Raw genomic sequence first — 17632 nt, 5'->3', positions numbered from 1 at the left:
AATTATGATATCTGCAATTATTCACGCATTTTTACTGGCTATAGGACTTATTATTCCGCTAGGCGTTCAAAACTTTTTTGTGTTTTCGCAAGGGGCTGTTAGGGAAAGATGGATCTATGTGCTTCCCATTGTGTTGACTGCCGCGATCTGTGATACATTGCTAATTCTTGTTGCGGTCTTGGGGCTGTCGGTCATCGTGTTCAGCTTTGTTTGGATGAAAATGCTGCTTGTGATTGTAGGCGCGCTATTCTTGTTTTATATGGGTTACTCCTCGTGGAAAACGAAGCCTGCGGCGAGCGCCCAAGTTCCGCAGCACACTCAAATGGGCAAATTAATCACGTTCACGATGATGATATCGATTCTAAATCCACATGCGATTCTGGATACGGTTGGCGTCATTGGCACAAGCTCATTAAGCTATTCCGGCTATGAAAAAGTTGCCTTCACGATGACTTGCATCGCCGTTTCATGGTTATGGTTTTTCTTGTTGGCGTTGGCTGGACGGCTCCTTGGGGTCAAAGACAAATCCGGCAGGCTGATTCCCTACCTGAATAAGGTATCGGCTATCGTGATGTGGGCAGCGGCGATCTACTTGGTAACGTCATTGTTAGGGCATTGAACCTCTCAACCGCCGCGCTGCGTACTACTTAAAGAAGGGAGAGATGATAAATGGACCCATCCAAGTATGAAAAGTATTTCTCCAATGATGGCTTCTGGGCCAAGTTGAAAAAAGGTGCCAAGGACGCCGGAATTAAGGTCATTTATACAGGGTTGCTCTTGTTTTACGCATTGGAAAGTCCGAAAACGCCGCTAAAAGCGAAAGTTCAAATTTACGGCGCGTTGGGCTACCTCATTTTGCCGCTGGATTTAGTTCCCGATCTGCTTCCTGTGGTTGGCTATGTCGATGATTTAGGCGCGCTGGGTTTAGCGCTCGGAGCAGTAGCGATGAGCATTAACAGCGATGTGAAGATGAAGGCGAAGGATAAGCTGAGAGAGTTTTTTGGCGAAGAGGCGGTGAGCAGCCCGGACGTTATTGACATTGAGGCGCAACTGGTGGACAAAGAAGATGCTTCTGAGAGTGACGAGCAAGTGAAGAAATAAGCGTGAAGCTCTTAGCAAAGCAAGACAGCCTGTTGATTTCGATCAACGGGCTGTTTGTCGATTTCGGTAGAATCGTGTAAAAACAATAGTTTCTTCCATTTCTAACTCAATGTATATACGGATTCTAATTCGATAACTTAACTTCTTTCCAACTTCCAGTTGCTCCTGAACCTACACGGATCCAACCAATGACACCAGGGTTTGCTACACCCGTGTTAAAAAGATACTCCCCAGCTTCCCAATTGGTCGTTTGAGGTAAACTATCTACCGAATATTTCCCATCCAAAGCTTTAATAGTATAGCTTATTGGCTCGATAAATATTGAGGATACTTTATTGTTTCTAAAATTTCTAATGTCAAATGCGATATCTTTTATAAAAATCGGAAAATCTGATGTGAGATTATTAACCTTCGTGTTTAAACCAAAAACAACAACAGCTCTTTTACCGGCTGGAGTTATGACTATTGACCCACTTAACTCATGATAATCTCCAAATAAAATAACTCCATGTGTAACAGTTGCTTCAATTTTTGTATCTCTAATTATGACTCTATTATGGTATTGGTTAACTAATATTGGAACACTAGCTTTGATTAACCCCCCAATAATACTGACGTTGGCATCAAGAATAATAGCCGAGTCTCTAATAGAAATACCAGTACCGTCATTTCTCATATTATTTATACGAGGATTAACTACTCGATGATTACCTGACATACCATTAATATATTCAAACTTGATACCATATGCATTGTAACAAACAATTTCTGTATCGATAATATCGATATTCTTAGATTTACCTTTAATTACAATAGCGCCTTCAGTACTACTTGACAGTGTAGATATCTTAGCCTTAATAGTTCCACGTTCAACCGATAAAAATTCAATTGCTTGATCGAACACATTAGCCAAACTTGCCTTTATTGTTATATCCTTACATTCGGAGAATTGACATGCTTCGGAGTAATTTCCAGGTTTATTTGGCGTCCAAGAAAGTAAAAACCTCCCGCTATCAGTAGATTCAATAATTATATTTAGATTTCTCCCCCCCCGAATAATCATTTCAGCTACCCAAGTAGAGTTACAAAATGCTTTAATGTTGCCGTCCTGTATTCCATTTCCTCGGATTACAGCAGCCCCAGGAACCTCAGAAACCTGAACCCCAGTATCCCCAGTATCCACTAGTTTTACTGGACTAGAATTGTTTTTAGAGTGCACATCAATATTAAATCTGTTACAGTGCTCTAATGTGATTGAATGAGTCGAATTTAAATCCCAAGAAGTGGAAAACAAAGAAAAATCACAGCTTTTCTCAAAGGCTAATCCCGGTCTCCCATCTAATGTTTTGCCTGTCATTAATATATTTATAGTTCCGCCAACACAATACTTAAATGAAACATTAAATGATTCAAACGTAAACCCCTTCTCTATGTCAATGGTATATGGAGAAGTAACTTTTGCTGCTGAAACTGAAGAAATTGCATACTTAATTTCCCTATCTAAAGTAATTATATTAGAAGAAATATCTACTACCTTAGCTATAAAATGAAGTACTGGGTATCTTGGTTGCGTAGGTGGTATTTCTATGCTATCACCATCTTCAACAGTGCCTACTATTTCTAAATAATCTCCAATTTGAAAAGGCACACTTGCGTTAGAGGTAATAATGGATTGTCCCGCTGAAATATTATTGAAACCATGGAAAGAATCTATTGATGAAGTGAAAATTAACTGACCATTACCAGTAATTGTAGTTTCACCATTAGTTATTAGAGTAATTTGTTTTTTGTTGCTCACCGTGATATCACTATCAATTTTATAATTTCCTGCAGGTACAAATACTACTCCGTATTCAGTGATAGCTTGGATTGCTGCTTGGAAGTGATTACTATGATCTAGACCATCGTTTGGTATCGCACCAAAGTCTTTAACATTTACAAGCACCACGGAGGGTGTTGATGCGATTGTCGGGTTACCATAAGTAGAGTTAGTAACTGTTTGACCAGAAGCAGCACCCTCTTGGGCAAACAAATTTCTCCCGGCTAACAATGTAATTCCAGCAACCCCAACGCCAGTTATGAATTTCCTTCTTGATATATTCTTATCTTCCCTTTCAGCCACAAGAACAACCTCCTTGATACTATTTGTATCAATAATAGCATGATCTGGGATTTTTTGTAACTGTTCGGAAATTACGAGTCTAATACTACCAAACTAAAGCTTTAGGAGTACCCTTTCTAACAAATTAAAAAGTATATGTCGACAGGTGTGTGTGACGAGCTCTCGGAGCGGAGAGATTCCGCACCTATCATGTGGTACGAGCATTTGACAGGATGGACGTAGAAGACCTGAAGTGAATCAGCGGTTTGGAGTATTGAAATACCGCCTCTATCTGCGATAGATCGTCTTTTTGTAGGGGTGAGCGGAACGTAGATACGCTAAGAGGCGGTATTTTGGCTGTAGGGACATTTCCGCGGAACTACCGTGCGTTATGAGCAGGAAATGCTGGGTTGTAGGCACATTTTCGCTCATTTAACGCACCCTAGTTCCTTTTCAGGGGAGGAAAAGGGACGTTATAGTGGAATAAGGCATCGTAGTTCCGATAAGCTCTACTTCCGCGCACATACAATTTTTGGAAGGATTACTTTAAAAACTGTCGAAGATCTATTGAGAATACGACAACGGCAAATGAACCAGGAGGCCCAATGAGAAACGAACATGAAATGCTGGATCTCATTTTAAGCTTTGCAAAAGAAGAAGAGCGGGTACGCGCCGTGATTATGAACGGCTCGCGTGTCGATCCCAACGCGCATCGCGATATCTTTCAGGATTACGATATTGTTTTCATCGTATCTGATGTTGACAGCTTTGTTCGTGATCGCAGCTGGATTAACAAGTTCGGGGAATTAATCATCATGCAGACGCCAGATGCGAAGAAAATTCAGTCACCTGGCCGCATGGATAAATATGCTTTTCTGATGTTATTTACAGACGGCAATCGCATCGATCTTACGCTGTATCCAGAAGCTAAAATAGATGAGTTCAAAGCAGAAAGCTTAAGCGCACTGCTGTTAGATAAAGATGGTAAGTTAAAACCGTTCCCTGCGCCAAGCAATCAAGACCATAGGATGATCCCCCCAACAGAGACAGAATTTGCGGACTGTTGCAACGAATTCTGGTGGGTCAGCACGTATATTGCCAAGGGGCTATGGAGGCGAGAACTTCCGTATGCGAAATTTATGCAGGATCATCCTGTCCGGAAAATGCTTATTTTGATGCTCGAGTGGCATATTGGCATTCGTTCCGACTTTGCGGTTATTCCCGGCAAGGCGGGCAAATATCTCGAAAAGTATCTCGAACCCGAGCAGTGGGCAGCATTTGTCCGCACGTTTCCGGATGCGGAATATGGACACATGTGGCAGTCACTTTTTGCTATGGGTGATTTGTTTAGGGAGACTGCGAGGGAAGTCGCGAACGCTTTTGGCTATGAGTATCCCATTGAAGACGACCAGCGTGTCACAGCTTATCTTCAACACGTCAGTGAGCTTCCGCAGGACGCAAAGGGCGTGTATGAATAGCTTCAATTTGGCCGAGTCTGCGGTGATTTGAAGGCGGCATTGCTTAGCACGTTGCGAATGAAGCGTACCGATTCCGCGCGTGTTAAGCTGTCTCCACCCTGGTAGCCCTCAACTGTGGCAGCCGTTTTACCCTCGGATAGCTTCTTATCGAGCAAATATTGAATGGCCCTGTCACCGCTTGCGTTGACCCCTTGCGTAGCTGCAACCAGTTCAGCCACGGCCGTCCGCGTAATCGACTTGTCGCGCTGCCCGTTGTTCACGGGATAGTTGTGATTTGCGGCGAAAACATAGTACTTTTCACTCCAAGGCGTGCTCTCTGGCTGCTCCGCAACGCCCTTCATGGCAAGCAGGAGCATTTTCAGGAACTGCTCTTCGCTCGTTGTCGTATCCGGACTAAAGATGCCTGGAGCTACGCCTCCCACCATCCCGATCTCTAACGCCCACTCAATGTCTTTCTTGGCCCAATGCGCTTCGATGTCCGTGAAAGAGACGGTTTTCGGCACCTCGTCTGAAGGGGGTTCTGGTTTTCTCGGATTTTGATTGTCGATAGTGACTTGGACCTTATTCCCAACCAGGTAATCTATGACATTTTTCGTGCTCGTATTATCTGTATTTATGGCATTATCCGTTAAAAGAATCTTTTTTAACTTCTTAGTGTATTGTAAAGGTTCAAGATTCGATATCCAATTCCCGGATGCGTCAATTTCCGAAAGGGAGTTCAAATTTTGCAGGGGTACGATTGATTTGATTCGGTTGTGGGATATATTGAGTGTAAAAAGACTTGTCAATTTCGAGAGCGGTTCAATATCAGACAATTGATTGTACGAAACATTTAAGTAATGAAATTCAGGCAAAACGATAAGAGGACGCAGATCGGAAACTTGATTATTGGCCAGGTTCAGTGTATGAAGTTTAGTCAGCCCGGAGAGCTGGCCTAGATCGGAAACTTGATTATCGCTTATTTCTATATCTTGCAAGTTGGATAGACCCGACAAAGGGGCCATTCGTGTGATCCGATTATTGCCAAGTTCTAGTTCCTCTAGGTTTTGTAAGGTTTGGAGCGGGCTGATATCCGTAATCTGGTTGTTTCGTAATTGAAGCCGCGTTAATTTGGTCAGATTCGATAAAGCATTCAAGTCGGTTAAATGATTGCCGCTAGCATCCAAACTTTCCAACTTAGTCAAACCTTGAAGCGGCGTTAAATCGGCGATCTGGTTATCTTTGACCTTGAGATAGGTAAGGCTGGAGAGTGATGTAAGCGGGCTGAGATCGGAAATGCTGGAATTGCTAAGATCTATCCTGGTTAATTTTGTCAGTTTGCTTAGCGTAGCGATGTCGGCTACTCGATTAGAACTCAGATTTAAATCCGTTAGGTTGGTTAGTGTAGCGAGAGGTTTGATATCCGTAAAATAGTTGTTGCCCAGATAAAGACTTCCCAGTTTAGGCAACTTGCCAAGCGGAGTCAGATCGGAGATGCGATTGCCGCTAATAACCAAATCCCAGTTCTCGCAGTCAGCGAACGCCTCAATGCCCTCCAGGCTTTTAATGGATGATTTATCCAAACTAAAAATATCATAGTTTGATTTCTTGCAATAATTGGTGATATCCGATTTCCGAATGATTTCATTTTGTTTCATTCCAAGCAATGTGCGTACCTTCGCTTCAAGCTGCTGGTCTTTGAAGACTGCTTCAGCATTAGGATCAGCGGGAACGGGTATTGTTTTTATGGGACTTACGACCTCAGGCAGCTTAAGATCAAGCGGAATCGCTCCGGCAGCGGTTACGGGAACGGAGACGAGCGTGGATAAGGTCGCTGCGAGGAATGACAATCGGTAAACAAACGGCCGCATGAAAAATCAACACTCCCTCAACTTTAAAATGGATGCGTTCCAATCCAGGACACGATGAAGTATCCTTTTCGTCCATCGTATCATGAAAAGGAATCAACGGATATAATCCAAATCCAAAAGTTGTAAATAAGGAGCAGTCCGGCGGCTCCCGTCAAGGGCTAAATAAGGCCAAGACGCACCCGCACAAATTGGCCGATATTCGCAATAGCCTGTTGAGCTTCGGGCAACATATAGGCAAGACATTGAAACACGCTCCACATGTTGTCCCATATTTCCAAAGTAACCTCTGCGCCAGCGGCTCTGGCGAGGTCGGCAAAACGCGTAGCGTCGCTTAATAAGACCTCATGGTCGCCTACTTGGATGAATAGATCCGGAAGGCCTTCCAAGTTCATCCTTAGCGGCGATAACAGCAAGGGCGCTTCCTCCGGGAAATTGCCTAAATAGGCTTCGATCATCCGCTGATTGCCTGTTCGGCTTCCTGTCGGATCCAGTTCGGCCCGGCTCTGGTAAGATTCGCCGTCCAGATGTACGAGATCGGTGTGCGGCGACAGGAGAAATGCGCCTGCCGGAAGTTCCTCTCCGGAGTCCCGTAGCGAAAGCAGGGTCATCAGTGCAAGACTGGCTCCGACAGAGTCACCGCCCAGCACGATCTGCCCGGGCGAATACCCGCTAGCCAGCAGCCAACGATAGGCGGCCAAGCAGTCCTCATTGGCGGCGGGATACGGATGCTCCGGTGCGAGCCGGTACTCCACCGACAAAACCTTGATCCCGCTGGCTTGCGATATTCTAGCCGTCAAATCGCGATAAAACGCGCAGGAACCCGCAATGAATCCGCCGCCATGGAAATAAAGAATCGCATGACTGCCGTTATCGATGCGCCCTGCTGTATAGACCCACTCTCCCTTTAACTGCGGAGTAGTGATTTGTTCCACGACGATATCGGGAAGCGGCGGGAAGTTCGCTGCGGCCTCAGCCATTTCAAGGCGAATTTGTTCCACAGTCTTGTCACTGTATTGGCTTGATTGTTTCAAATGAGCTTTAATTGCCGCAAGATGCGCGCTATTCGTTTTGTTCATATGTTTGCCTCCTACAAGGTTGGATGTCGTCATTCTATAGCCTGTAGGTAGGTACAAGGTCAAGCTGTAATCTTAGGCTTCCAATGTTTTCATTTTGAGAACCTGGAGTGTCGATTGTATTTCGGGATGCTTGTCGGCGGCTTGCAGAGTGGCTTTTAAGCTTGCCAGCATCGCTTTCGTTTGTTCCTGCCGGGCAATTTCCGCATCAATGTTGCTCATTTTCCGTTCGATAACAGCGAGGAAATCAGCAATGCTAATGGAACTGGTCTCGGATTTGTGGAGCGCTTTTTTAATTTCTTTCAGCGTAAACCCGCAGAACTTTGCGTTTTTGATAAAAGCAAGCCGGGTCAGCACTTCCTCCTGATAGAGGCGGTACCCGGACTCCGAACGCGTCGGCGCTGGGATTAGACCATGATGCTCGTAATATCGCAAGGTTTCCGTATGCACATCTGCCATTTTCGCAACTTGGCCCCGTAAATAGCCCCCCATTGTCAAAACTCCTCTCGGAATCATTCTTTCAACATTTTACCAAATTTAATGAATATCCGGCTAAAAAAAAGAAACCCGCCACGTCATGTTCATGACAGAAAGGCAAGTTTCGTTCGTAAATTAGAAATCGTCAAGATGAGCAGGAAACCATCCATGCATGAGTGTCAGCTGCGGTTCCGCGCTGTATGCCAGTAATCGTGTCGTAAAGCCGCTGCGTTAACTCGCCAATGCCGCCCTCCCCAACGAGCAGGGACTGATCATTCCAGTGTAAGCTTCCGATAGGCGATACAACAGCTGCCGTACCTGTTCCGAAAGCTTCCTGGAGGGTTCCGTTCGCATAGGCTTCAACAATTTCGGTTATCGAAATTTTCCGTTCGGCAACGGGGATTCCCCAATCGTTCAACAGCTGAATGATGCTGTCTCGTGTAATGCCCGCGAGGATGCTTCCGCTCAAGCTTGGTGTTACGACCTTCCCGTCAATGAGGAAAAAGACGTTCATGCTGCCCACTTCTTCCAAATACGTTTTCTCGGTAGGATCGAGCCAGAGCACTTGCGAGCAGTTTTTCTCTTTAGCAAGAGCTTGCGCTTTCAAGCTGGCTGCGTAATTGCCCGCGGCTTTGGCATTGCCCATTCCGCCTTGCGCGGCTCTTGCATAGTTTTTCTCCACGAGGATGTTAATCGGCTGCAGCCCTTCTTCATAATAAGCGCCAACTGGCGAGAGAATGACGGCAAACAAGTAACGGGAAGAACTGCGCACGCCAAGTGCGGCTTCCGTTGCAATGACGAATGGGCGAATGTACAGGGAGGAGCCGGGCTTCTGCGGCACCCATCGGGCGTCCAAACGGACGAGCGCTTGAATGGCACCCGTAACGAAGTCGGTGTCTAACGGCGGCATAGCCAACCGTTCGCTGGAATGATTGAGCCGCTTCGCATTCTGATCAGGGCGGAAGATCCGGATCTCGCCATCCTCGCAATGGAAAGCTTTCAGGCCTTCAAATACGGCCTGCCCGTAGTGAAACACCATGGCCGAAGGGTCCATCGCGAGCGGTCCGTAAGGAACGATACGCGGATCGTGCCAACCTTGGCCTTCCTCATAATCCATCAAAAACATATGATCGGTGAAATAACGTCCAAAACCGAGCGCGTCTGCGGCCTTTGGAAGAGGGCGGGCATGTTCTGTCTGTTCGATTCGAATGGTTCCGTACATATCGCAGCACTTTCCTTCTCTTATGATATCGTCCATGTATCCGTTAACATAGCGTTACTTTAACTATAGGGATATCTCGTTCATTGATCAATTCAGAATTATCAATTACTATCATAGATATTATCTATGATAGTAAAGGGGGAGGAGCCGTGGAACATCGACTGTTGGTGTATTTTCTAGCTGTCTGTGAAGACCTGCACTTTACGAAAGCAGCCGAAAAGCTGGGCATTAGCCAGCCTACGCTAAGCCAGCAGATCCGACTGCTGGAGTCGCAATTAGGGACACCGCTTTTCCAGCGGATCGGGAAAAAAGTATTTGTCACTGAAGCGGGCCAAGTCCTCTATAAGCATAGCAGAAATATATTTCACGAGCTGGATCAGGCACAGGCCGCTATCAATGAAATGCGAGGGATGCAGAGGGGTCGGCTGCGCATCGGATGCTCCGGCAATCACCTGCTGACGGCGGCGATTCTCGACTTCCATGCTCGCTACCCGAAGATTGAACTGTCCGTCATCGAGCTGGCGACCGAGGAGACGAAGGAAGGGCTGATGAGCAATCAGCTCGACCTTGGCGTTGTTTTTCTGCCTGATGAAGAAGAGCATTTGCAGCGTATTCGGTTGTACAACGAGCGCTTGCAGCTCGTTGTCTCCAGCAAGCATCCGCTTGCTCACGCGGAGTCTATTCGGATGCGAGATCTGGACCAGCTTCCGCTTGCGATGCTTCAGAAGAAATTTTATGTGCGTCAGATGATCGATGACTGCGCGAAAGAAATCGGCTTCCCGCTGAAGCCGGTGCTGGAGCTGTCCACCTTGGAATCCTTGCTGCAAATGGCGAAGAACAACTTGGGCGGGGCGATTCTGCCGGCCTCCTATGTCAAGAGCGTGAGCGCGGACAGCGGCTTCCAGAGCATCCCTATTGTGGACCCGATCCCGCAAAAGGAGGTCGGCATCGTGTTTCGCAAAGACATGTTCCTGTGTACGACGACTGACACGTTTATTAAAGAAATATGTAACACGTTTGAGCGGCTGCTCCGTTCGGCATATAAGTAATCGTGAACAATGGCTAAAGCTAGGGGGGAGAGATACAAATCGCAATGATTTCCTTCTAAAGGCTTACAATGCTTGGTTAGCTGGTCCTGACAAACTGTGCGAGAATCGGACATTAGAGTCAGATGATAGCAATGTTTTTCTAAAGTGGAACCAATCTTCATTCCGGGTTTTGAATCCTCTAATCATGAATTGTGGATGTTGGACTTCAAATAGGGACCATAGGTGGGCTTTTTGATTGAACTAACGAGAAACGAGTTAAGGGCTATCCTTTGCGGGATGGCCCTTTTAAATACTTGCCGTTACATACAGAGCTGAGAGCTGTATCATAAGTGATGGCGAGAAATTATGTTGATGGAAAGTTCGGGGAATGTTACAGCTGTTGTTGGAACAAAGAGATTACAATTCTTGAAAGTTTTTCTTGACAAGATGAAGGGTTTTATGCAAAGTTACTGTTGTTGAATAGGTGAAAAGAGCGCGAGGCGAGGAAAGGTGAACACTCTGAAAGCGAATCGGATGGAAGCGTTTAGCGATGGCGTGTTGGCGATTATCATTACGATTATGGTGTTGGAATTTAAAGTGCCGGAAGGCCATGACTGGTATGCGCTTATCAAACTTGGCCCGAAGATTCTTAGCTACATCTTCAGTTTCGTATATATAGGCATCTACTGGAACAATCATCATCATCTGCTGCACATGGTTCGAACGATGAACGGGCGGTTGATGTGGCTCAACTTGCTGCTTCTCTTCTGGTTATCCCTTGTGCCATTCACGACAGCTTGGATGGGAGAGAGTCATTTTGCGGCCGCTCCAACGGCACTGTACGGTATTATTCTATTACTATCGGCGCTCTCGTACTGGCTGCTTCAGCGCGCGATTATTAACCAGCATTCAGGCGATTCCTCATTTGTCCTGACGATGGGCAAAGACTTGAAGGGGAAATTATCTCCTCTGCTCTACTTGATCGCGGTCTTGACCGCATATGTGAGTACTTGGATATCCGGCTTATTTTTCGTACTCGTTGCCGTGATCTGGTTCGTTCCGGATAAGCGAATCGAGCATGCCCTGAAAGGCCACTAAGAAAAGCTCTTCGATTCCCGCGAGCAGGCGGGCTTCGAAGAGCTTTTTTTGGCTGACGCAGTCGCGTCAAATCATAGGCAAGTAAAACACAGCTTAATGTGGGCCGCCGTTAGGTGGCCTTTCGAGTTGTGTGCAAAAACTTGCAATTATAGACAGCGTGGAGAACCCTACCATTTCGAATGTAATCATTCGTCGCCCTTTTTGTCGTTCAGGTTGTAACATTAGGTCTTAATTAGCTGGATGGGTTAAAAATTAGTTGCAATAGCATTCTATATGGCGTATTATTAAATTAGTTGCAATACCATTCTATTAAAGGGGGGAGTAAACTGAGCGAGCATTGGAGGCAAAATGTCAAGGGCGCAACGGAATCGCACGGCCCATACATCTCAGCCATCTATCGCCACATGCAGATATTGATCTCAGCCGAGCTGGCGCCATATCGAATCGGAAGCGGACAATATATTTTTCTGATGGCGATTGCTTTACAGCAGCCAATCACGCAGAAGGCGCTAAGCGAGAAGCTGCTCATTGACAAGACGACTACCGCCAAGGCCATTGCCAAGCTGGAAGCAGAAGGATACGTGCGGAGGGAAGCCGATCCCACCGACAACCGCTATCAACTGCTCTATTTGACAGAATCGGGACATGAGGTGGTGCCGAAGGTACAGGAAGCGCTGGGCCGTGTCAAGAACAAAACCCGGAAGGGCATTTCCGATGAGGAGTATGACTTGTTGGTAGGCATGCTGAAAACCGTGCTTCGCAATCTGAGCGAGCAGGAGGAGACGTAGGGATGAGCGGGAACGGAGAGGCAGGCTTGACCGGCTGGCGTTACGATGCACCTTCATCGGTTCGGAGGGTTAGAATTTCAGTAGAACGGTAATCAAATCAGGCATCTTCACGGCAACCGCATGTCTGCTCATGCCGAAATCCGAATGCGATCGACGGATTGAAGAAGGGAAGGCCGCATTCATATGTATCCCGATTCGGGCTGGGTGTCCGTTTATTAATACCTATCAAGATGTCACTCATGCCAATGAAATCGCGCGTTTTAAATATGATCAAATAAAATTTAGGAGGATGTACATGATGATAGTGATTCCGTTTATCGTAGTGGAGAACTGCAAAGTCGAAATTAAGTACTATCAAAGCGTTTTTGGGGGCGAGATTGCGATTCTGCGCAAACAAGGGGAAGAGGTGCTTAACGCTGACCTGCATGTCGAGGGGGCAACCCTAAAGTTTGCCGATACTCAAGCGGCAAAGCCGGCACTGAAAGGCGATTACGTGAGAGTCTTCTTGAAAATCGAGACGGAGGAAGCGTTCCGAAGGATCTACGGAGAATTAGCGGCCGGCGGAACTATTAATTCGGAAGTGTACGAAGCTCCGTTTAACGGACTGCTGGCCATCGTTACCGACCGAAACGGCGTGTGCTGGGTGCTGTCCTACTATCGTAATTAATGCTGAAAAATCTGATGCGGAGTCGTCCTATCGGATCAATCAAAACGTCTAAAATTCCCATTATCAAGCTGAAGATTTTTGAACGAAGAACGATAGTTAAATACCAGGGGGCTGCCGCGTGGCGGCCCTTCACTACGCTAAAGAGCAGGCTAGTTGAATAAGGAATGGATAACTATAATAAAGAAAACTCGCCAACACTTCGGCGAGTTTTGCTTTTTTATGTGCCAATGCAAAGTAATAACAACTGTCTATTTTGATTTATTATTTCGGAAAAGCACCTACACAATGATAGCACCTTTGTCGTAAGTGTAGTTATTCAATTGTGTTCTTGTGTTCTTCATTGCCTTATACATATTTTCTACGTGTTCGTCGACTTCATCTCGTGACATGCGTAAGCGATTCACAGAAGTACCATATCCAATTTCCTTTTTACCCTCTTCTAATCCTTTGAAAATTCCATTTGCGAAAGCATCTAATGGTTCTCCATGCGTATGCAACCCCGCTCCACCTAAATCTGTATTCACTGCCGGAAGAGCAACTTCAATTTAGAAATTTCCACCTCATGGACAGGTTGAATGAAGGAATGTGGGAGCGTAGACTCTGTGAGACATGGAAGGGTTAACCGCCATGAGCAAGTGTGGAGATCCATAAGTGCAACCATACTTTACCGGAGTAACCACTTTTTACAGAGAAGTGGACTAAGTGAGGATATTTTTGAGCTTTCCGCAGTCCCACAATATTCTTCATATTCAATTTGACTCCATGAGTAAGTTGTCTTTTAACAAAGCAACAAGGTCAAATTCTAAGAAAACATGAGTATTTAAGAGTAAAGCGATTCTCCATAGAGAAAAGTTAATTATAAACAGATCTGAAACTTATTTCCATTTTCTGGCGTCTCCTTATAGAAAGCTAAGACTAATATTGATTAAAGAATTGGGAGGGATTGTGTGAGTATATTATACGCAAGGTATACCGAGGGCATTTCTTTTACAGGAGATACTAAGAAAGACATAGAACGTTTTTTTGTGAATCATAATGAGCATGGTACATATCAGCATACTATTTCTGTTGCTAGTGAAGCAGTTCGAATAGCAAATAAGTTTTTGCTGGATTCGTTCAAGAACACGGTTCAAGAAACAAAATCTGCTTCGATTTTCTTTATCGCTTTTTAGAGAACGTAATCGATTCAAATGCGGCCACTATATTGAAACGGGATCTGCGATTGCTGTGGATCCCTTTTTTAAAGATATGCTTCAAGCTTCAATTCAACACTTTAGCGAGGCAAGGGCTTTTCCTAGGGTCATAAAACAGATGCCTTGGAAGAGCCTTGACAAACGCGCTCGTCCCTGAGGGACGACGGAGTCGTTTATCCTTAACAAATGTTAAATCCTTTACAGAACTAAAGGGTTAGGGATACCCATTATAACAGATAGGAAAGTATGTGTTGTCAGGAATGTGTGTGTGACGAGCCCGCAGAGCGGAGAGATTCCGCACGCATCGTGTGGTGCGACCATTTGACAGGATGGACGTAGAGGATGCGAAGATTCGGAAGTGCCACAGCGGTTTGGAGTATTGAAATGTCGCCTCAATCTGCGATAGATCGTCTTTTTGCACGGGTGAGCGGAACGTAGGTGCGTTATGAGACGGTGTTTTCGGTTGTAGGGACATTTCGCGGAACTACCGTGCGTTATGAGCAGGAAATGCTGGGCTTTAGGAGGTCTCAGGCACATTTTCGTTTATTTAACGCACCCTAGTTCCGCTTCAGGGGGAGAAAAGGGTCGTTACCGTGGAATAAGGCATCGTAGTTCCGTCGATATCGCTGTGCATGGAGAATAGGCGGTCCGGCAGCACCGCCTCGGTTTTCTTACGAAGCTTGCGGAGGCGAAATGAACCCGGAATCTTACAGGGTGTTCATGGATAGGAAAACCGAATCGAGGATCGGTTAGGGAAAGAAAAGAAGAAGGCAGCACAAAGTAGAACAGAAAGGGAATGGGTATGGGGTGGAAAAGCGATAGCGGCCGCCTTTAAAGTCGTGTTCGCACCACCTTGTCCAATCAAGGAACACGACTTTAACAGCGGTTGGAAGCCCGTACTTAAGTTCCCTCTCTATGCTCCAACATATGGGTTTAGACAAGAACCTGAGACACGGCCTCAGGGGTTGCTTAAAAACACTTTAGGATTTGAACATACCGACCGTTGGTATACAATGAAAAGACGATAGGAGGTTCACTTCATGACAACAGATGCCACTCAGCGCAGCGCAAGCTTTCAGCAAATTTTGGAAACGGCGGAGCAGTTGATTAAAGAAAAAGGGTGCCGCCAAACGACTCTTCAGGATATCATTGAGCGTACGGGATTATCCAAGGGTGCGATTTACCATTATGTTTCCGGCAAAGATGAGCTGCTGGGCTTGATTCTAAAGTCCAAAACGGAGCTGTTGAATGCCAAGTTCGAGCAAGCTGTAGCGGGAACCGTTGGCCCGTTCGCTTCAATAAAAATGAGATGGGGAAAGCGCAGCAATGATGATATCCAGCCGAGAGCAGCGATTCAAATCATTAGAGGCGGCCACAGTTAACAAGATAAGAGATTTGATTGAAGGATAGAGGAACATAGCGATGGCGAAGTATGTATACACCTACGCCTGCCATGAAGATGAGCAGGCGTTATGTGAGTTGGAACTGCGCACTTTACTGGGCGCAGAAGTGGGTGCGCGCTATGTGACGAGCGCGCGCTGCATCGAGCCGAGCCGCAGCCCGTTTCTGAAGCTGCGGCTGGATGTATTATTCGAGGCCGGCAGCCTGGAAGAGCTGGCCTCGCGGCTGGAGACGTTGACCGTACAAGGGTCAACGTTCAAGGTAGTGTTCGCGGAGACGGACACTGCGGTCAGCTATGACCGTCAGCGGGAGATCGAACGCGAACTAGGGCGGCATCTCCGCGGCAAAGCCGAGATGCGACGGCCGGAGCAGTGGTTCGCCGTGACAGAGCTGGGAAGCCGGTGGTTGTTCGGCGACTGCTCCTTCGGCGAAGCCGTGTGGCTTCAGCATCAGCAGAAGCCGCAGAACTACTCCACCGCCCTGAGTACGCGCGTAGCGCGGGCGGTGGTGAACATTGCCGTGCCCGAGGCAGCGGGCACGCGGGTCCTGGACCCGTGCTGCGGCATCGGCACGGTGCTGATTGAGGCGATGTCGATGGGGATCGATATCATCGGCTGCGACATGAACCCGCTGGCTGTGCGCGGCGCGCGGGTGAACCTGAAACACTTCGGCATGCCGGATGTGGTGAAACTCGCGGACATGCGAACCCTAAGCTGGGCAGACGGCACGGAGTCGCTGACCAGCCCGGGTGGCCGCTATGACGCGCTAATCCTCGACATGCCCTACAACCTATGCTCGAAGCTGCCGGAAGATGAGCAGCTTCAGATGCTGGTCAGCGCCCGGCGTCTTGCCGGACGCGCTGTCATTATTACGACCGAGCAGATTGATCCGCTCGTAGCGCAGGCAGGCTTCCGCATCGCGGAGCGCTGCGTCGTCCGCAAAGGCAAGTTCAGCAGACAGATTCTCATCTGTGTCTAGATTCAGTACAACATTTTACCGAGCGGTCCATTCTCGTCGATGATGTCTTGGATCTCGTACACCGAGATCGGGAAGTACAGGAACCCGTACACATAAGCGGCAAGCTCATACACTTGGAAATAGACGACCAACGCCTTATCGGCGATATAGTAGTCCTGATCGGGACGAATGCTTTTGAACTCGACAAGCAGTGGGATGTTCCTTGCCTGGATTTCGGCTTGAATGATGGCGCTAAGTCTAGCTACATAGTCGCTTCCGGGCTTAAACAAATCTTTGAGCGCGTATTGTTTGCCGGTTTGGGTGCTGAAGGTCAATGATTTCTGAATCGTTATCCCATGCGCGCCGCCTGAATACGCATAGTTCAAAAGCGACAGGCTGAGCACGTTCCTTTGATTGTTCTTCAGTTCGTAATTCGCCGTCACATCGGTCATCGGATTCTGCGGGTACCCTTGATGATGAAGGAGCTGATTCACCGCATGGACAATATCCGTGTTGATTTTGTGCTGGACCGAAGCGGGCGTCAATTGCACAACGGCTGGATATAACAGATTGAGCTTATCGCGCAATACTTGATACGTTTTTATACTAACAGGCTTATCCATTCGATCATCCGTCCCTACGTTTTTGTTACATGGTATTCGGAGGGTGGGCGAATGGTTCATTCAAACTTTGATGTGTGCCCTTAGATATTGCCGTTTCTTCATAGGTGGGTTAAAATGAGTCTTTCTAACGTTAACTGAGAAACAAGGGGTTCTATAGACTAAAGAACGCGTAGGTGACTAGCATGATTGAGATAAAGATTTCGAAACTTAGTAACGGCGAGTTCAACAGAGGGGTATTTGCGACAAAAGATATTTCAAAAGGCGAGCTGATTCATGAAGCGCCGGTCATTCCTTACCTGAATGAGGAGCATGAGTTCATTGAGAAAACCATCCTTGCGGATTATGTGTTTGAGTATGGCGCTAACCACACAGCCGTCCTCTTGGGATATGGAAGTTTGTTTAACCACTCCTATACGCCTAATGCTACCTATGACATTAACTTCAAAAATCACACATTTGATTTCTTTGCTTATACAGAGATCAAAGCGGGGGAAGAGATTCTCATTAACTACAACGGCGAGGTTGATTGCGACGATCCGCTGTGGTTTATGGAACAGGAATAAGCGTGGAACAGT

General features: G+C 46.6%; 17 protein-coding genes and 1 pseudogene. 11 read left to right on the top strand and 7 right to left on the bottom strand.

Annotated elements, in window-relative coordinates; genetic code table 11:
• The first annotated feature begins 4 nt into the window (after nucleotides 1–4).
• Together ABRS97_RS18170 and ABRS97_RS18165 are read left to right on the top strand one after the other, a co-directional pair.
• Nucleotides 5–619 (top strand): LysE/ArgO family amino acid transporter, encoded by a 615-nt coding sequence (locus tag ABRS97_RS18170; protein WP_367816230.1) that lies wholly within the window; start codon nucleotides 5–7, stop codon nucleotides 617–619.
• A 50-nt stretch (nucleotides 620–669) separates the two neighbouring features.
• Entirely contained in the window at nucleotides 670–1101 is a 432-nt protein-coding gene (locus tag ABRS97_RS18165) for a DUF1232 domain-containing protein (protein WP_367816228.1), read from the top strand.
• 124 nt (nucleotides 1102–1225) lie between these two features.
• Here the strand turns inward: ABRS97_RS18165 and ABRS97_RS18160 are convergent, their stop codons facing one another.
• Nucleotides 1226–3223, bottom strand: a complete 1998-nt coding sequence (locus ABRS97_RS18160; RefSeq protein WP_367816227.1) for a glycosyl hydrolase family 28-related protein — start codon at nucleotides 3221–3223, stop codon at nucleotides 1226–1228.
• A 584-nt stretch (nucleotides 3224–3807) separates the two neighbouring features.
• On the opposite strand from ABRS97_RS18160, the gene ABRS97_RS18155 reads away from it, so the two are divergent.
• Complete coding sequence (locus ABRS97_RS18155; RefSeq protein WP_367816225.1) at nucleotides 3808–4680, top strand: aminoglycoside 6-adenylyltransferase; 873 nt, start codon at nucleotides 3808–3810, stop codon at nucleotides 4678–4680.
• A gap of 2 nt (nucleotides 4681–4682) precedes the next feature.
• Here ABRS97_RS18155 and ABRS97_RS18150 read toward each other — a convergent pair whose 3' ends face one another.
• From ABRS97_RS18150 to ABRS97_RS18135, 4 genes are all read right to left on the bottom strand, one after another.
• Nucleotides 4683–6530 carry a leucine-rich repeat domain-containing protein gene (locus ABRS97_RS18150; protein WP_367816223.1) on the bottom strand — a complete coding sequence of 616 codons (1848 nt, stop codon included), beginning with the start codon at nucleotides 6528–6530 and terminating at the stop codon, nucleotides 4683–4685.
• A gap of 158 nt (nucleotides 6531–6688) precedes the next feature.
• Nucleotides 6689–7606 (bottom strand): alpha/beta hydrolase, encoded by a 918-nt coding sequence (locus ABRS97_RS18145; protein WP_367816222.1) that lies wholly within the window; start codon nucleotides 7604–7606, stop codon nucleotides 6689–6691.
• Nucleotides 7607–7678: 72 nt separating this feature from the next.
• Nucleotides 7679–8095 carry a MerR family transcriptional regulator gene (locus tag ABRS97_RS18140; protein ID WP_367816220.1) on the bottom strand — a complete coding sequence of 139 codons (417 nt, stop codon included), beginning with the start codon at nucleotides 8093–8095 and terminating at the stop codon, nucleotides 7679–7681.
• A gap of 130 nt (nucleotides 8096–8225) precedes the next feature.
• Nucleotides 8226–9302, bottom strand: coding sequence for a branched-chain amino acid aminotransferase (locus ABRS97_RS18135; protein WP_367816218.1), 1077 nt, complete (start codon nucleotides 9300–9302; stop codon nucleotides 8226–8228).
• 149 nt (nucleotides 9303–9451) lie between these two features.
• Here ABRS97_RS18135 and ABRS97_RS18130 point away from each other — a divergent pair, with 149 nt between their 5' ends.
• From ABRS97_RS18130 to ABRS97_RS18115, 4 genes are all read left to right on the top strand, one after another.
• Nucleotides 9452–10351 carry a LysR family transcriptional regulator gene (locus tag ABRS97_RS18130; RefSeq protein WP_367816216.1) on the top strand — a complete coding sequence of 300 codons (900 nt, stop codon included), beginning with the start codon at nucleotides 9452–9454 and terminating at the stop codon, nucleotides 10349–10351.
• 498 nt (nucleotides 10352–10849) lie between these two features.
• On the top strand, nucleotides 10850–11428 hold the full coding sequence (locus ABRS97_RS18125; protein WP_367816362.1) for a TMEM175 family protein: 579 nt from the start codon (nucleotides 10850–10852) through the stop codon (nucleotides 11426–11428).
• Nucleotides 11429–11721: 293 nt separating this feature from the next.
• Nucleotides 11722–12216 carry a MarR family winged helix-turn-helix transcriptional regulator gene (locus ABRS97_RS18120; RefSeq protein ID WP_367816214.1) on the top strand — a complete coding sequence of 165 codons (495 nt, stop codon included), beginning with the start codon at nucleotides 11722–11724 and terminating at the stop codon, nucleotides 12214–12216.
• A gap of 295 nt (nucleotides 12217–12511) precedes the next feature.
• On the top strand, nucleotides 12512–12883 hold the full coding sequence (locus tag ABRS97_RS18115) for a VOC family protein (RefSeq protein WP_367816212.1): 372 nt from the start codon (nucleotides 12512–12514) through the stop codon (nucleotides 12881–12883).
• A gap of 278 nt (nucleotides 12884–13161) precedes the next feature.
• Here the strand turns inward: ABRS97_RS18115 and ABRS97_RS18110 are convergent.
• Nucleotides 13162–13428 (bottom strand): annotated as a pseudogene (locus ABRS97_RS18110) (hypothetical protein); the annotation flags it as partial.
• A gap of 402 nt (nucleotides 13429–13830) precedes the next feature.
• On the opposite strand from ABRS97_RS18110, the gene ABRS97_RS18105 reads away from it, so the two are divergent.
• The 3 genes from ABRS97_RS18105 to ABRS97_RS18095 all read left to right on the top strand — a co-directional run bounded on the left by ABRS97_RS18105 (nucleotide 13831) and on the right by ABRS97_RS18095 (nucleotide 16455).
• A complete protein-coding gene (locus ABRS97_RS18105) occupies nucleotides 13831–14055 on the top strand; it encodes a hypothetical protein (RefSeq protein ID WP_367816210.1) in 225 nt (74 codons plus the stop codon).
• A gap of 1061 nt (nucleotides 14056–15116) precedes the next feature.
• The gene (locus ABRS97_RS18100; protein ID WP_367816208.1) at nucleotides 15117–15458 is read left to right on the top strand and encodes a TetR/AcrR family transcriptional regulator; all 342 of its coding nucleotides are present in this window, start codon (nucleotides 15117–15119) and stop codon (nucleotides 15456–15458) included.
• Between the two features lie 40 nt (nucleotides 15459–15498).
• Nucleotides 15499–16455, top strand: coding sequence for a TRM11 family SAM-dependent methyltransferase (locus ABRS97_RS18095; protein WP_367816206.1), 957 nt, complete (start codon nucleotides 15499–15501; stop codon nucleotides 16453–16455).
• A gap of 2 nt (nucleotides 16456–16457) precedes the next feature.
• Here the strand turns inward: ABRS97_RS18095 and ABRS97_RS18090 are convergent, their stop codons facing one another.
• The gene (locus ABRS97_RS18090) at nucleotides 16458–17057 is read right to left on the bottom strand and encodes a DUF3298 and DUF4163 domain-containing protein (protein WP_367816204.1); all 600 of its coding nucleotides are present in this window, start codon (nucleotides 17055–17057) and stop codon (nucleotides 16458–16460) included.
• A 182-nt stretch (nucleotides 17058–17239) separates the two neighbouring features.
• Here ABRS97_RS18090 and ABRS97_RS18085 point away from each other — a divergent pair, with 182 nt between their 5' ends.
• Nucleotides 17240–17620, top strand: a complete 381-nt coding sequence (locus tag ABRS97_RS18085; RefSeq protein ID WP_367816203.1) for an SET domain-containing protein — start codon at nucleotides 17240–17242, stop codon at nucleotides 17618–17620.
• Nucleotides 17621–17632: the final 12 nt, after the last annotated feature.

The organism is Paenibacillus tabacirhizosphaerae (assembly GCF_040812395.1).
Classification (GTDB): domain Bacteria; phylum Bacillota; class Bacilli; order Paenibacillales; family NBRC-103111; genus Paenibacillus_E.
This window is presented reverse-complemented; position numbering and strand designations above follow the sequence as displayed.